The following is a 16,417-nucleotide window of genomic DNA, read 5'->3' as shown; positions in this document are numbered from 1 at the left end:
ATGCAAGCAAAAGTAGTAACCGTTGGTTTAGGATATATTGGACTGCCTACCTCGGCATTAATAGCAAATAGTGGTATAGCGGTTCATGGTGTAGATATTTCTCAACATGTAGTCGATACAATCAATGCTGGAAAGATTCACATCGTTGAACCGGATTTGGACAAAGCTGTAGCAAAGGCCGTGGCAGAGGGCTTTTTAAAAGCTGATACAAAACCGGTTGAGGCAGATACTTACTTAGTCGTTGTTCCTACACCTTTTAAAGGTGATCATCAACCTGATATTTCGTATGTGCAGGCTGCTACTGAAGGGATTATACCATTGTTGAAAGAAGGCGATTTATATGTAATTGAGTCTACTTCGCCTGTCGGAACCACCGAGAAGATGATGGCTTTGATTTTTGCGAAGCGCCCCGAACTTGAGGGAAAGATTTCTTTGGCATACTGTCCGGAGCGTGTTCTTCCTGGAAATGTAATGTACGAATTGGTTCATAACGATCGAGTGATCGGTGGAGTAAACGATGCATCTACCCAAAAGGCATTAGCATTTTATGGGCAATTTGTAAAAGGTGAATTGCATCCAACAAATGCACGTACTGCTGAGATGTGTAAGTTGACTGAAAATGCATCGAGAGATTCTCAGATTGCTTTTGCAAATGAGCTTTCTTTGATCTGTGATAAGGCAGATATCAATGTCTGGGATTTGATTCGCTTAGCTAACAAGCATCCACGTGTGAATATCTTACAGCCGGGTTGTGGGGTAGGGGGACACTGTATTGCAGTTGATCCGTATTTCTTGACAGCAGATTTCCCGATGGAATCGCGTATGATTGCACAGGCGAGAGAAACTAATAACTATAAGTCTTTCTGGTGTGCAGAAAAGGTAAAAACAGCACGTTTGGAGTTTGAGATTAAGAATGGCCGCCAACCTTCAATAGCGATTATGGGGCTGGCCTTTAAACCAAATATCGATGATTTGAGAGAATCTCCTGCTATCCATATTGCAGAGCGTGTGTTACAGGATTCGGGGGATGCAGATATGTTTATCGTCGAGCCGAATGTACATGAGCATAAGGTGTTTAAATTGACAGATTACAAGGATGCGATAACAAAAGCGGATATTATTGTTTTCTTGGTGGCACATAATGAATTTAAAAATCTGGAAATTGCTGAAGAAAAGGTAGTCCTTGATTTTTGTGGAGTGACAAATAAATAAATATGAAATCTATCGTTATAACTGGTGGTGCAGGTTTTATCGGGTCACATGTTGTACGTGAATTTGTCAATAAGTATCCAGATTACCAAATCATTAATCTGGATTCTTTGACTTATGCGGGTAATTTGGCTAATTTAAAAGATATTGAATCTCAATCAAATTACACCTTTGTTAAAGCTGACATCACAGATGCATCGCATATTTTAGAAGTATTCAAACAGTTTCAGCCTGAAGGAGTTATTCATCTGGCGGCAGAATCACATGTCGATAGATCAATCGCAGACCCTAAGGCATTTGTGATGACTAATGTGATCGGCACAGTAAATTTATTAAATGCGGCGAGGGAAATCTGGAAAGACAACTTCGATGGCAAACGTTTCCATCATGTATCTACCGATGAGGTTTATGGCACATTGGGTGAAACAGGATTGTTTATTGAGACAACAGCATATGATCCACATTCTCCATATTCGGCATCTAAGGCTTCTTCGGATCATTTTGTTAGAGCTTACCACGATACCTATGGTCTTCCGATTGTTTTGACGAACTGTTCTAATAATTACGGTCCAAATCATTTTCCTGAGAAGCTTATCCCTTTATGTATCCACAATATTTTATATAATAAACCCTTGCCCATCTATGGTGATGGAAAATTCACACGTGATTGGTTATTTGTAATAGACCACGCACGTGCCATAGATTTGGTGTTCCATTCTGGAAAAAACGGTGATTCCTACAATGTTGGCGGATTCAATGAGTGGAAAAATATAGATTTGGTTAGGGAGTTGTGTCAGCAAATGGATGAAAAATTAGGCCGTGCGGAAGGTGCTTCATCACAGTTAATAACCTTTGTAAAAGATCGTCCTGGACATGATCTGCGTTATGCGATAGATGCAACAAAAATTAATCAGGAGTTAGGATATCAACCTTCCGTTACGTTTCAAGAGGGGTTATCAAAAACGATTGATTGGTATTTAGCAAATCAAGACTGGTTGGATCAGGTGACATCCGGGGAATATCAAAATTATTACGAAAAGCAATATCAATAATAGAGAGACAAATACAATGAAAGGAATCATATTAGCTGGAGGATCAGGGACACGTTTGCACCCGCTGACAATTGCTGTTTCAAAACAATTGTTGCCGGTATATGATAAACCGATGATTTATTATCCGTTGTCGGTGCTGATGTTGGCTGAAATACGGGAGGTTCTGATTATCTCAACACCGCATGATCTTCCTAATTTTAAGAAGTTGCTTGGAGATGGATCACAATTGGGAATTTCACTAAGTTATGCTGAGCAACCGAGCCCTGATGGGTTAGCGCAAGCATTTATTATTGGCGAGGAATTTATTGCTGACGATGATGTTTGCTTGATCTTAGGCGATAACATATTCTATGGGGCTGGCTTTCAAAAATTGCTTGCTGATTCCGTCAGGAATGTCAAGGAAGATAAGAACGCGGTTGTTTTCGGTTATTATGTTGAAGATCCTGAACGCTATGGAGTCGCAGAATTTAATTCAGAGGGAAAGGTACTTAGCATTGAGGAAAAACCAAAAGAACCGAAATCAAATCATGCTGTAGTCGGTCTGTATTTTTATCCGAATTCTGTGATTGAGGTCGCTAAAAATGTAAAGCCTTCGACACGAGGAGAATTAGAAATTACTTCTGTTAATCAACATTATTTATCCCATGGTCAACTTAGTCTTAAAACTATGAGTCGGGGATTTGCTTGGCTCGACACGGGGACGCATGAATCATTAACCGAAGCGACGGAATTTGTTAAAGCTGTTGAAAAGAGGACTGGTCTAAAAATTGCATGTCTTGAGGAAATTGCTTCTCGTTATCAATGGATTGATAAGCAAAACCTCCAAAATCAAATTAGAAGCATGAAGGGAGATTATTACGACTATATTAAAAAGAAAGTTCTAAGTTAAAGAGATGAATTATATGCAGTTAGCTTCATTAAAGTGGGACAGTGATTTTTTTGGCTACAATATTGCGAAGTTGGAAGTTGATGATCCAATCAATTTTTCTTTTTCATCGAGTCCATTTTTTCGACTGGTATATGTATTTAGTAAACAGCCTATTCATGGATTTGAATCTAAATTAGTTGACAAAAAAGCTTGTTTTTTCACAGATTGTATTAGCATAAACAATGAAATAGTGAATCAAGACATTTTGATAGAGCCTTTTGATGCACTTAGTCATTCTTATGATCAATTAAAAAGTCTTACATTGGAAAGCGGTATTTTTTCACGTTTTTTTGTGGACAAGAATTTTGTTAATAATGAATATTCCAAATTATATACAAAATGGATTGAAAATTCAGTTAGTAAGGTCTCTGCTGTTGAAGTTTTTGTAGCAGTGCAGGATAATGAACTATTGGGATTTATTACACTAACAAAAAAAGCAGATGACCTGGCAGATATTGGATTGCTAGCTGTCAGTCCCAAAGCTCGAGGAAGAAAGGTTGCCACTTCTTTAATTGAACATGCAAAAGGATATGCGATAAATTTGGGCTTTACACGTATACAGGTGGTAACACAACTTAATAATTCACCTGCTGTAAAACTATATGAATCCGTTGGATTTGAATTAAAAGAATTAACATACATTTACCATATTTGGAACTATGATACCATTTAATAAACCTTACTTAACAGGCAAAGAAGCCCATTATATGTATGATGCTGTGTACACTGGAAAGTTGTCCGGCAATGGGAAATTTACAAAAAAATGTCAGCAATTTTTTGAATCTACATACGGTTTTAAAAAGTGTCTTTTGACAACCTCTTGTACCGATGCCTTGGAGATGGCGGCGATTCTTGCCGATATTCAGCCGGGAGATGAGGTCATTATGCCTTCTTATACCTTTGTTTCTACTTCCAATGCCTTTGTTTTAAGAGGTGCCCATATACGTTTTGCAGATAGTAGAAAAGATCATCCAGGAATTGATGAAGATAGTATTGAATCGCTAATTACAGATCGAACAAAAGCAATTGTACCGGTCCACTATGCAGGTGTAGCATGTGATATGGAAAAAATTATGGCAATAGCTGCTAAATATAATTTGTTGGTTATTGAAGATGCAGCACAGGCGATTGATAGCTATTTTACTTTTAGTGATGGTACTGTTAAAGCGTTGGGTGCTATAGGACATTTAGCAGCTTTTTCATTCCATGAAACCAAAAATATTATATCCGGTGAAGGGGGACTATTAGCAATCAATGACGATAGGTTTTCAAAGCGAGCTGAGATAATTTGGGAAAAAGGAACAAATAGATCTGCATTTTTTAGAGGAGAGGTCGACAAATATGGTTGGGTTGATATAGGTTCTTCGTTTTTACCATCGGAGACAATCGCGGCGTTTTTGTGGGCACAACTTGAGAATTTAGATGATATACAGTCTAGACGTAAGCAGCATTGGAATACATATTACGAAGGGTTGAAAGAATGGGCTGAAAAGAATAATGTTGGCTTACCACAGATTCCGAATTTCGCGACTAATAATGCGCATATGTTTTATTTAGTATGTGAATCGATTGAACAACGTTCTGCAATTATTGAACGATTGAAATCAAATAATATTTCTGCGGTTTTTCATTATTTAAGTTTACATAAAAGTCCTTTTTACAATGAAAAACATGATGGAAGGGAACTACCAGCATCAGATTTTTATTCGGAATGTTTGGTCCGGTTACCAATGTATTACGAGTTGAAACAAAATGAAATAGAGCAAATAATAGAAGTTATAAAAGCTTAGTGGTGTCCAGAAAGAAAATCCTACATTTAATTCCTAACGAGAAGATAACCTCTCAGATAGTTGACAATTTTAATTTGATTAATGTAGAAAATATATTTATTTTTTTTACAAATGATTCTTATTCTATTAATGATTCAGTAGACTTATTTTCTATTAAGAATCTGAAATTAAATGAGATAATTAATGAAAAAAAAATTGAAGGACTAATAATCCATGGGCTATATCCTCAATTTGCGAAGCTAATTTGTGGTTTAAAGAGCGATATTAAAATTGCTTGGTTTGTATGGGGATTCGATATATATAACAGACCAAAAGTTAGGAGAACTCTTTATGCGGCAGAAACTAAATCCATTGTTTTAAATAGCATGAGTATAGCAGAAAGATTTAAAAGTTATCCTTTTTTAAGGAAGCTATTTTGCTTAATAACTAAGAAGGAGGATTTTGAAATATATATCGAATCTTCATATAAGCGTATCACCTACTTTTGTACTTATATATTTGAAGATTTTAAATTTTTCGATACCCATTTTAATCATAGAACGAGTTTTTTCGACACCCCATTTTGTAGCATTGAACAGTACCTGGCGGGAAATAAGGAATTAAGGATTAATGATAATGCCAGGGATATTATTATTGGTAACTCTAATTCCAGCGAGAATAATCATTTGGACGTATTTCTGAATTTAAAAAAAATAAGTTTGGAGTTACCGAATATATATGTTCCCCTGAGCTATGGTAATGATTTGGTATACAGGGGAGTCGTTTTAAAAAAGGGAAAGGAAATAATTCGAGAGCATTTTCAACCATTGTTGGATTTCATGGATAGAGGTAAATATTTTGAAATACTGCGAGGATGTAGTGTGGCCATTTTCTATCATTATCGTCAGCAGGCAATGGGAAATATTATAGCACTGCTTTATATGGGAGTACGTGTTTATTTATCTCAGAAAAATCCGATTTATCAATTCTTTTTAAGGCATGATATATCTGTATATGATTTCGATTCAGAATTCAAAAAATTCAGTAATCAGAAGATGTATTCTGAGGATGCAGAAAATAATAGAAGAATTCTATCAGAACTGTTTAGCGAGGAGCGAATTAAAAAATCTTTGACAGCTTTAACTAATGAGTTATAATGGATATTAGATCAACAGTTCTTAAAGGAGTAAAATGGACGACTGTAAGTACAATTGTTTTGGCAGTAGTTGCTATATTGAAAATTTCTATTTTAACTCGTTTTCTTGATAAATCAGCATTCGGTTTAGTTGCAATTGTCACATTTATTTTGACTTTTATGGAACTTTTTAATGATATGGGGATTTCAACCGCAATTTTGCACAAACAAGATATTAGTGAGAAACAATATTCAAGTCTCTATTGGACAAATCTCATTTTTAGTAGCGCATTATATGGATTAGTATGTCTGATTACGCCCTTAGTTGCTTCATTCTATGACCAACCAACATTAAGCGAGATCATGCCCCTACTCGGCCTTAATTTAGTTTTTACTGGTATCGGAAGGCAGTTTCGTGTCATTAAGCAAAAAGAAATGAATTTTAAAAGCTTAGCGATTGTGGATATTTTTTCGGCTGTTACTTCGCTAATATTGGCTCTCTTTTTAGCTATTAAAGGCCAGGGGATTTACTCTCTAGTATATTCTACTGTTTTTCAGTTTTTCTTTTCCAATCTCTTCTTTTTAATGACGGGTCTTAAAAGGCATAGAGTTAAATTTTATTGTAACTTTATGATAATCTCTGATTTTCTTAGGATAGGTGTTTTTCAAGTTGGCGGACAATTAGCAAATTATTTTAATAGGGACTTAGATGTATTAATTATTGGTAAGCTTTTCTCAGCAGATATTTTAGGTGGATATAGTTTAGCCAAACAACTCGTTTTTCGGCCATTTCAACTAATCAATCCAATTATTATAAAGGTCGCTTCACCCGCCTTAGCAAAATTTCAAGATGATACAGTAAAACTTAAATCCAATTATCTAAGGTTGTTGAATATTGTATCCTCAATAAATATTCTAACTTATTTAATAATGTTAGTTTTTACTCCAATAATAGTATCAATTCTATATGGTAATGGATATGAATCGATACATATGGTTGTAAGAATATTGTGCATATACATGATATTTAGGGCTATAGGTAATCCCGTAGGAAGTTTAGTTGTCGCAACAGGAAGAACTGATTTAGATTTTAATTGGAATATGATAACTCTTATCGTAACTCCATTATCAGTAGTTATTGGAAGTTCATTTGGCATAGAGGGAGTTGCTTTCGCCTTAACTATGGCTATGATTTTTTTATATTATCCGAGTTGGAGGTTTTTAATTAAACGGATGATTAATGTTACATTTCTTGATTATGTTATAGCATGCTTTAAAATAAATGTAAAGACTATATTAAATAAATGACGAATAGTTTTTTGAGTATAAAGTTGCTGAATTTCGTCTATAAAATGATGGTGTAATATTTTATAACAAGTTATCTGCTCTGTAGAATTAACTGATGGTGTAAGAAGATAGTTTAAACTCTGCTTCAAAAATTGTATTAAATTTATAATAATGATTAAATATCTGTTTTTGTTTATTCTCTTTGTTAGTTTTTGTTTGCCAACAAACACTAGCTTCTATATTGAGTTACCTGGTATCCAATTAAAATATTCTGAATTGGGCTTTTTATTGTTACCCATATTGAATCTACTTTGTAAGGGAGAAAATCAACAAGTAGCCAATCTAAAAAGTTTTAATATTAATATTGCTGTTCTTTTATCGATTGTTTTAATTAACGAGTTTGTAATCAAGTATGTTGTTTTTTCGCAGAGCCCTTCAGATGCATTCAAGTCAATTCGTATAGGTTTACCTTTGTTTTCTTCATTTATCCTATTAAAGACAGGTTTTAATATTGATATAAAACTCGTTTGGAAAACCTTATGTATGGCTGTTTTAGTTTCTATTAGCTTATCTTTCATTTCAGTCTTTTTTCCTCTTCCAATTTTTACAAAATTGGAAAATGAAGATGTTTTGTTATATAGTGGTGGTAGGATCATGAATTCAAATGCTGCATTTGGTTTTATCGGTCTTTATTTTTCTTTTAATAAAAAAGGAGAATGGTTTAATAGCGGTAAATTTTATAATTCAGTTTATTTGCTTTCTATTATTTCTTTATTGGCCACTTTTAATAGAACATATTTAGCTCTATTTGTTCTCGCAACTATATATCTAGTTGTTTCAAATAATTTACTAAAGATGACTCCTAAAATTATATTCTTGTCCTTGGTTATAATCATTATTTTTTCCACTATATATAATAGTTTTGAGATTGTGCGTTTACAAATTGATCGACGAATTTTGTCTATTTTAATTTCTGATCAGTCAATTTATGAATCTGCCATATCTAATAATCGAGAATTTATTTATGATGGAATTAGAGATAAACTAGCTCAGTTCCATTGGGTAATAGGATTGCCTTATGATATGCCTATTTTCATTCGACCTGCGATGTTCGGGTTGGATGCTACAAATATGAAGACAACTGATACGTCTTTTGTAAATATTATTTTGCGCTTTGGAATCATTCCTTTATTTCTAATTATCAAAAGCTATATTATTCTATTTAGAAGAGACATTGGTGGGATATTTAGATTCTTATTTCTTATATTTTTATTGGCATGTTGGAATATTGATTGTTTATTACAGCATAATAGCGTGTTTTTTCTAGTTTTGGTGTTTTTTATGACAAATAATAAGGATTATTTGTTTTCTAAGTTAAATATAAAATAAAAAAAATGAGTAGATCAAAAATTTTAGGAGTTTCAAAAGGCTTATTTATAGTTTTTTTTTACAATCTATATATATTGACAGCTTTCTCTCAATCTCTACAAAGCTCCTTTTTCGAAAAAAAAATTGTTCAGGTTTTAAATAATAAATCAAGCCAAAATAACATTGATAATCTTATTAGTGTCGCAAAGAGAGGTAATCCAAATAATTTTCTAGTGTTATCATATTTTATAAATTCAAACAATCATAATTTCTCTAGAACTAAGGAAAGGAATTATTTAGATTTGAATTTACGATTGATAAATTCTATTATGAATAGCGGTGATAATGCAAAGGGAAAGAAAAAGTGGACAGCAGAAATTTCTTCAAGGGACATTAATTATAAAATGAATGGACAAGAATTTATGTTATATGAAGGATATTTATTTAGATACATATTAGAATTTTTGTCAATAGGAGGTTCAAATATTGATAATGAAACTAAGAATGGTATTTTATCTTTTGTTGAAGACAACTTTTTTAAATGGTATGACCGCTCGATAAATCAGTACAATGACGTTTCTCTATTTATTGGGGCACGTGTTCATATGGGAGCCTTATGGGGAAGTATTGCTGTTTATCTAAACAATATGTCTTCGAAAAAAGCAGTATTAACTGCTTCTAAAGAAGTATTCACTACATTTAATAGCCTTTTAAAGAAAAATATGAAAAAGGTTACTGAAGGTGGTAAGTCTTGTTATATTTGGAATTCAAGTTATGATTTAAGTGCTACAAAATATTTGTCATCGGCAAAGTTCAAGTCCTGGAATAAAGGGACCGAAGTTCAAGATATTTCTCATGGGAATCACGTAATCCAATTTATTTTGGATTGCATAAAATTAAAAGTAGGTGAGTGGAGTAATAATGATCTTTTATTGCTATGTAATACTTTAAAGGAACGACTATGGAATGCCAAAAAATCAAATTTTCATTCATTAGTGAATGGACAAGAATCGAATGATAAAATCATACGAACTGGTTCTTGGAAAGTTTCAGACGGATGGTTAAAGTTAATTAAATATGATAGGTCATTGGTCTCAATTTTTCGAGAATTTTATTCTAATAATAGAACTCAAATAGATGGGAATAGTATGAACTATCAGTTTTATACAATGATTTTGCAATAATGGGAAGAGTGTCAATAATAATTCCTACTTATAGACCAGGACTTTACTTCAAAGAGTGTATTGATTCTATCAAAAGCCAAGTGAATAGAGATCCAATTTTAGAAGTAATAATAGTATTAAATGGAGAAAGGAGGGGTTATTTTGAAGATATTTTGAAGTGGATTGGTAATTGCGATATCTTTAAACTAATATTTAGTAGCTCTGTTGGCGTATCTAATGCAAGAAATCTTGGAATAGAACTTGCGCATGGAGATTATTTATTGTTCTTAGACGATGATGATTATATTAGTTCTGATTTCCTACAAGGATTAATAAATAGGATTGAAGTAGGAGATCCGCCAGAATCATCAATAGTAGTTTCTCGGTTTTTGACGTTTGATGACCAATCCAATAAAATAGGAGAAGATTATGTCACAATGGCATATAATAATCTTAAACATGCTTCTACCTTTAATATAGTTAAATATAGAGGTTTTTTATCGAGTGTATGTGGTAAATTAATCCCTCGAAAAGTAGTTGCAAATTTTCGATTCAAACCTTATGTTAAGATAAGTGAGGATGGGCTCTTTATGTTTGAGATCTCTCAAAATATTACAAGTATTATTCTTGCTGAAGAGAATGTTATCTATTATAGAAGGTTGAGATCGGGGTCCGCTCTAAGGTCTAAGAAAACTTGGGTTTATAGGACAAGGCTTTGGATTGCTTCTTTAAAAAATTATTCTATGGTATATTTTTCTGCTCCGCTTAAATATAGTTTTATTTTTTTTGTCACACGCCTACTAGCGGTTAGCAAGGTTTACTTTTATAGTTTTTTTAAATAGTTATGGAGAAAAAAGTTGTTTTTATAGCCAAGACAGATCTAAATGTTGATGGTCGGATTATTAACCAAATTAAGATTTTAAGAAATAGTGGATTGATTAATAATTTGGATTTTATTTTGTTACCAGATAAGCCATATCAGAATTTTTTAGAAGGTGTAGAGGTTTATGAACTTGAATCTAAATTTAGGAATAAATCTTTATTTAGGATTTTTACAGTGATAGATACTACAATCAAAAGTTTATTGCTCTTATTTAGACTAAGGCCTGACGTTCTTCACGTTCAGGATACAGCTGTGGTTCTTCCTTCATTAATCTATCGTATAATAAAGGGTAAATCCTTTACATTAATTTACGATGACCACGAATTACCAAACGAAAATGAATCTCTACAATATAGGGTTTATCAATCTTTGGAGAACCAATTAATGAGGAAAGCGGACTTGGTGATTTTTGCAAATCAGGAAAGGATGGACATTGTCTGTCAGAATTTAAAATTGAAATGCAATATTGATTTTTTCCTTAATCTTCCTTATTATAATGATAGGATTAATGAAGATTTGTTAGTAAATGATGTGAGATTTCAAGAATTAGATTCAGTGTTGAACAAAGGAGTTAAATTTATAATGCATCAAGGATCTTTAGAGGTCGAACGGGGGAGGGAAAAACTTGCCGAGTTCAGTCGAATTGTGCCTTCAGATTTTAAAATACTTATTGTAGGAGTAAGTGATATTCAATTTAAAAAATTTTTAAAGGAATTTAAACTGGATGCTGAGAATTTTTATTTCTTTGGCACTGTAAAGTATGAGTTATTGGGTAAAGTTTGGTCAAAGTGTATTGCATCAATAGTTATGTATTTACCTACATATATCAATAATAGATTATGTGCACCAAATCGATTGTACATTTCATTAAAAAATGCTATGCCAGTCATAATAAATAAAGATAATCCGGTACTTAATGGAATTGTTTCACACTTGGAATGTGGCTGGAATATAGAGGAATTTAAGGTGGAAGATTTTCCAAAATTAAAGAAGAGGGATGTTTTCTCCCAAAGTTTGGATCAACTAATTAACGAAAATGTTTCAAAGTTTACCAAGTTGTATTGGGATATAATACTAAAATAATTATGAGAATTTTATTGTTACATCAATATTTCTTAGAAGAAGATGATCCTGGAGGGTCGCGTTGGAACGAAATAACAAAGACATGGACTGAGATGGGGCATGAGGTTGTCGTTATTGCAGGGATGATGCATGCCCATGGAAATAAAAAGCGGGCAGAATATGGCGGGAAGTACTTTGTGAAGAAAAAACAGGGAAATGTTACTGTTCATAGAACTCACGTTTCTGAGTCATATAATAATGGGTTTTTGGGGCGACTTTGGGGATATTTCTCTTTTATGTTTTCGTCTTTATGGGGCGGATTATTTAAAGTGAAAGGAAAGTATGATGTTGTAGTAGTGACATCACCTCCATTGTTCGTTGGAATTTCGGGGTATTTGATTGCCTTATTTAAACGTTTGCCAATGGTTTTCGAAATTCGTGATCTTTGGCCCGAATCTGCTATAGATACGGGTGTTTTGACAAACAAATGGATTATAAAATTAGCTTATTCGGTCGAGCGGTTTATCTATAGAAAAGCGAGATTAATTAATGTACTGACACCTGCTTTTTTTAATACTTTAAGAGATAAAAAAAGGATTTCCGAGGGTAAATTAATTATGATCCCAAATGCTGCAGACTTCTCATTATCAGAAGACCTTGTTAAAACTTTTGATAAAGAAAACTTCAGACGGGAGCATGATTTAAAAGATAAGTTCGTTATTACATATGTTGGAGCGCATGGAGTTGCAAATCATCTTGATCAATTGTTAGATGCAGGTAAGCTATTAGAGAATACTCCAGTTCTTTTTTTGCTAATCGGACAAGGTATGGAAAAAGACAGGTTGATTGTTAAGGCAAAGCAGATGCAAATTCGAAATGTACGTTTTCTCGACTCTGTACCAAAGCGCGAGGTTTTTAAATTTATTTTAGCATCAGATATGGGGGCATCGGTCTTAAAAAAAGTTGATACATTTAAAACAGTTTACTCAAATAAAACGTTCGATTATTTCTCCTGCAAGAAACCTATATTAATGGCTATTGATGGTGTATCGAGAGAGCTGGTTGAAAAAGCACAAGCTGGTACATACGTAGAGCCAGAAAATGCATTAGAGTATGACCGTATTATAAGAGAATATCTTTCCGATCCTGTACGAATCACGCGTGAGGGAGAGAATGGATATAAATATGCGAAAGAGAACTTCGATAGGAAGTTTTTAGCGGAACGTTTTTTAATTGAGATTCAAAACATCACAGAGAAGTATGTATAAGCATTCACTTAAACGCCTTGTAGACTTTTTTGTAGCTTTATCGGGGTTATTGATACTTTCGCCACTATTTGTTTTGGTGACTGTCGGATTGTATATTGCAAATAACGGTCGGCCGTTTTTTTTTCAAGAGCGCCCGGGTAAAAATGGGAGGATATTTAAAATCATCAAATTTAAAACCATGAATGATAGGAAGGACGAAGAGGGAAATCTCTTATCCGATACCGATCGTTTAACTCCAGTTGGTGCGTTTGTGCGGAAAACTTCTCTTGATGAAATTCCTCAGTTAATCAATGTGCTGAAAGGCGATATGGCATTAATTGGACCTCGTCCACTTTTGGTTCAATATTTGCCTTTATACAGCGATGTGCAAAGAAGAAGACATGACGTTCGGCCGGGAATTACCGGATGGGCACAGGTTAATGGAAGAAATGCTATATCTTGGGAACAAAAGTTCGAATATGACGTTTGGTATGTAAATAATGTTTCTTTTTTAGTGGACGTTCGAATATTTTTTTTAACAATAAAAAAGGTATTTATACGAGAAGGGATATCAGCGGAAGGGCAAGCAACGATGGAAGCTTTTAAAGGAAATAAAACAAATAATAAGTAGTTTGCTTAGCTTCGTATGATTCAATTGTGGACAATCTTTGATATAATCGATAGATTAATAAATAAATAAATTAGCTATGGGCGTTAAAATACAGGCATTAGAATATTATTTGCCAACGAATAAGATTACAAATGAAATGCTTCAGGATCGTTTCCCAGATTATGATTTTACGAAATTTGAATCTAAGGTGGGAATTAAGTCCCGGTATTGGGCGAATTCTGAGGAAACGGCTTTAGATTTAGCTGAGCAAGCTTGTTTAAAATTATTTCAAGTCATTGACAAGACACAGGTAGAATATATTGTCTACTGTACACAAAGCCCAGAATATATTTTGCCAACTACTGCTTGTCTGTTACAAGAGAGGCTTGGTCTTTCACGTTCTGTGGGCGCCTTTGATTTTAATTTAGGATGTTCTGGTTATGTATATGGATTAAGCTTAGCTAAGGGACTTATAGAGAGTGGACAGGTTAGCAGTGTCTTACTTGTAACTGCTGAGACGTATTCTAAATATCTCAATGTTGAAGATCGTTCAAATAGAGCAATATTCGGAGATGCGGCGTCAGCCACGTTTTTAGTCAAAAGTGATCAAGATGGATTAAGACAGTTTGCTTTCGGATCGGATGGAAGTGGTGCCGAAAAACTGATCATAAAGAACGGTGGGACTAAAAGCTCTTGTGTTACAAACCCAGAAATACGAGTATACGGCTCTGAAAATCAATATACAGATAATGATTTGTATATGAACGGTCCAGAAATTTTTAATTTTACGACTGAAAATATTCCGGATTTCACAAAAAAAATATTGGAAATCAATAAAATGGAATTGAGTGATCCAGACTACTTTGTTTTTCACCAAGCAAATTCGTTTATGCTTGATTTTTTACGGAAGCGTATAAAGATAGAAAAGGATAAGTTTTACGTAAATATGTCTGATAGCGGTAATACGGTTTCTAATACAATCCCTATAGCATTAAAGCGTTTAATGGAAGGTTTAGGTAATGTTGAAAGTCCGTTAACAGTGGTTATTGTAGGGTTCGGAGTAGGGTTATCGTGGGCAGGAGGAATAATTGAAATTGATAACAGTTTAATATAGTCATTATGAACACAGAAAAATTTTTAGAATTATTAAAAGAAGAATTAGAACTAGAATCTGATTTACAGACGTCAACAAACTTGAAAGAGTTGGATGAATGGGATTCAATGGTAGCGATGCTATTGATAGGTCTTGTATCCAATGAATTTGATGTAAACTTGACGGGAGATGATATAAATTCTATTACGACTGTTCAATCCTTAATGGAGAAGATCGGAGCCGAACGTTTTGAATAATATGTTTGAAAAAAGAAATATACTAATCACAGGGGCGACTTCCGGTATAGGCAAAGCTTTAGCGAGCTTTCTTGTTAAAGATGTGAATACTTGTGTATATGGGATTGGAAGGGACGAAGAAAAGATACAGGATTTAATAGGCTTTGAGAATTTTAACTTTGTAAAGTTTGATCTGTTTAATGTTGAAGAAATTGAAAACCTTTTTAAGTCAACTTTGGATATTAAATTTAATGGCTTTGTACATTGCGCTGGGTTAGAAGAAACATTACCTATTTCGTTATATACACAAGACAGAGTACAGCGAATCTTCACCTTGAATGTCTTTTCTGCAATAGAAATATTAAGAAATTTGTCCAAAAAAAAGTATTCAACGGAAAGTGCTAGTTTTATTCTATTGTCATCGGTGATGGGAGAACTCGGTCAACCTGGCAAGATCGGATATTGTGCTAGTAAATCTGCTTTATTAGGACTGACTAGGTCATTGGCATTGGAGCTTGCAAAGAGAAAGATTAGAGTAAACAGCGTTTCTCCGGGGATTGTAAACACTCCTTTGACCCAAAAGCTTTTTGAGCAACTAGAGGAGGATAATAAAAAGAGAATTATCGGTATGCATCCGATTGGTATCGGAGAGTCTGAAGATGTCGTATATTTAATTGATTATTTGTTGTCAGAAAAATCTAAATGGGTAACGGGGCAAAATATAAAAATAGATGGAGGATATTCAATTCAGTAAAATAAATGTAGATATCATTGGGGCAGGTGGACTTGCTAGAGAGCTGCTTTCTTGGATAAATAAGGATGAGCATGCATTTATGAAAATTAATGGATTTTGGGATGATAATCTCGAAGCTTTGATGCCCTATGAAATGACACACGAAGTATTAGGCAACATTGCTGCATTTCAATCGGGGAATGTGCTGATGGGAATTATGAATCCTCACGTAAAGGAAAAAATTTTAGAGGGTTTTGCTCGCAATACATCAATTAACGTATTAAGCTTTTTCCATTCTTCTATAATATTAGGTGAAAGAACAAATATAGGAAAGGGAGTTATTTTGTTTCCGAATGTAATCGTATCCTGTGATGTGAATATAGGAGACGGAACGTTTATAAATTTAGGCTCGCAAATTGGGCATGACGTGAAAATTGGTAATAATGTCAGCATAATGCCTAATGTGGATATTGGTGGTGGATGTGTTATAGGAGATAATGTATTTATTGGATCTGGAGCTACAATATTGCCAGGAGTTAAAATCGAAAGGAATACAAGGATCGGAGCAGGTGCTGTGATATTAAAGACAATAAAAAAAGAGGGAACTTATTTTGGTAACCCTGCAAAAAAAATTTTTTAGCA

17 protein-coding genes are annotated in these 16,417 nt (G+C 33.8%); all 17 read left to right on the top strand.

Annotated elements, in window-relative coordinates:
• The 17 genes from wecC to DFQ12_RS21525 all read left to right on the top strand — a co-directional run bounded on the left by wecC (position 1) and on the right by DFQ12_RS21525 (position 16,415).
• Positions 1-1,212, top strand: a complete 1,212-nt coding sequence (wecC, locus tag DFQ12_RS21605; protein ID WP_120261143.1) for a UDP-N-acetyl-D-mannosamine dehydrogenase — start codon at positions 1-3, stop codon at positions 1,210-1,212.
• Positions 1,213-1,214: 2 nt separating this feature from the next.
• Positions 1,215-2,261: a dTDP-glucose 4,6-dehydratase gene (gene rfbB / locus DFQ12_RS21600; protein ID WP_120261142.1), complete on the top strand. Its 1,047-nt coding sequence runs from the start codon at positions 1,215-1,217 to the stop codon at positions 2,259-2,261.
• Between the two features lie 16 nt (positions 2,262-2,277).
• The gene (gene rfbA / locus DFQ12_RS21595; protein WP_120261141.1) at positions 2,278-3,150 is read left to right on the top strand and encodes a glucose-1-phosphate thymidylyltransferase RfbA; all 873 of its coding nucleotides are present in this window, start codon (positions 2,278-2,280) and stop codon (positions 3,148-3,150) included.
• Positions 3,151-3,163: 13 nt separating this feature from the next.
• A complete protein-coding gene (locus DFQ12_RS21590) occupies positions 3,164-3,862 on the top strand; it encodes a GNAT family N-acetyltransferase (RefSeq protein WP_167457332.1) in 699 nt (232 codons plus the stop codon).
• The gene (rffA, locus tag DFQ12_RS21585) at positions 3,849-4,979 is read left to right on the top strand and encodes a dTDP-4-amino-4,6-dideoxygalactose transaminase (protein WP_120261139.1); all 1,131 of its coding nucleotides are present in this window, start codon (positions 3,849-3,851) and stop codon (positions 4,977-4,979) included. The genes DFQ12_RS21590 and rffA overlap by 14 nt, the downstream gene beginning before the upstream one ends.
• A 2-nt stretch (positions 4,980-4,981) precedes the next feature.
• A complete protein-coding gene (locus DFQ12_RS21580; protein ID WP_120261138.1) occupies positions 4,982-6,115 on the top strand; it encodes a TDP-N-acetylfucosamine:lipid II N-acetylfucosaminyltransferase family protein in 1,134 nt (377 codons plus the stop codon).
• A complete protein-coding gene (locus tag DFQ12_RS21575; RefSeq protein WP_120261137.1) occupies positions 6,115-7,401 on the top strand; it encodes an MOP flippase family protein in 1,287 nt (428 codons plus the stop codon). The genes DFQ12_RS21580 and DFQ12_RS21575 overlap by 1 nt, the downstream gene beginning before the upstream one ends.
• 150 nt (positions 7,402-7,551) lie before the next feature.
• The gene (locus DFQ12_RS21570) at positions 7,552-8,769 is read left to right on the top strand and encodes a hypothetical protein (RefSeq protein ID WP_120261136.1); all 1,218 of its coding nucleotides are present in this window, start codon (positions 7,552-7,554) and stop codon (positions 8,767-8,769) included.
• A 5-nt stretch (positions 8,770-8,774) separates the two neighbouring features.
• The gene (locus DFQ12_RS21565) at positions 8,775-9,932 is read left to right on the top strand and encodes a hypothetical protein (protein ID WP_120261135.1); all 1,158 of its coding nucleotides are present in this window, start codon (positions 8,775-8,777) and stop codon (positions 9,930-9,932) included.
• A complete protein-coding gene (locus tag DFQ12_RS21560) occupies positions 9,932-10,753 on the top strand; it encodes a glycosyltransferase family 2 protein (RefSeq protein ID WP_120261134.1) in 822 nt (273 codons plus the stop codon). Before DFQ12_RS21565 ends, DFQ12_RS21560 begins: the two co-directional genes overlap by 1 nt.
• A gap of 2 nt (positions 10,754-10,755) precedes the next feature.
• A complete protein-coding gene (locus DFQ12_RS21555) occupies positions 10,756-11,877 on the top strand; it encodes a glycosyltransferase family protein (protein WP_120261133.1) in 1,122 nt (373 codons plus the stop codon).
• A gap of 2 nt (positions 11,878-11,879) precedes the next feature.
• Complete coding sequence (locus DFQ12_RS21550) at positions 11,880-13,124, top strand: glycosyltransferase family 4 protein (protein WP_120261132.1); 1,245 nt, start codon at positions 11,880-11,882, stop codon at positions 13,122-13,124.
• The gene (locus tag DFQ12_RS21545; RefSeq protein WP_120261131.1) at positions 13,117-13,734 is read left to right on the top strand and encodes a sugar transferase; all 618 of its coding nucleotides are present in this window, start codon (positions 13,117-13,119) and stop codon (positions 13,732-13,734) included. The genes DFQ12_RS21550 and DFQ12_RS21545 overlap by 8 nt, the downstream gene beginning before the upstream one ends.
• Before the next feature lie 76 nt (positions 13,735-13,810).
• Positions 13,811-14,827 (top strand): 3-oxoacyl-ACP synthase III family protein, encoded by a 1,017-nt coding sequence (locus tag DFQ12_RS21540; protein ID WP_120261130.1) that lies wholly within the window; start codon positions 13,811-13,813, stop codon positions 14,825-14,827.
• Positions 14,828-14,832: 5 nt separating this feature from the next.
• Entirely contained in the window at positions 14,833-15,063 is a 231-nt protein-coding gene (locus DFQ12_RS21535; RefSeq protein ID WP_120261129.1) for an acyl carrier protein, read from the top strand.
• A 1-nt stretch (position 15,064) separates the two neighbouring features.
• Complete coding sequence (locus DFQ12_RS21530; protein WP_120261128.1) at positions 15,065-15,796, top strand: SDR family NAD(P)-dependent oxidoreductase; 732 nt, start codon at positions 15,065-15,067, stop codon at positions 15,794-15,796.
• Positions 15,774-16,415, top strand: coding sequence for an acetyltransferase (locus DFQ12_RS21525; RefSeq protein ID WP_120261127.1), 642 nt, complete (start codon positions 15,774-15,776; stop codon positions 16,413-16,415). Before DFQ12_RS21530 ends, DFQ12_RS21525 begins: the two co-directional genes overlap by 23 nt.
• The last annotated feature ends 2 nt before the right edge of the window (positions 16,416-16,417 follow it).

The sequence above is a fragment of the Sphingobacterium detergens genome (assembly GCF_003610355.1).
Classification (GTDB): Bacteria; Bacteroidota; Bacteroidia; order Sphingobacteriales; family Sphingobacteriaceae; genus Sphingobacterium; species Sphingobacterium detergens.
This window is presented reverse-complemented; position numbering and strand designations above follow the sequence as displayed.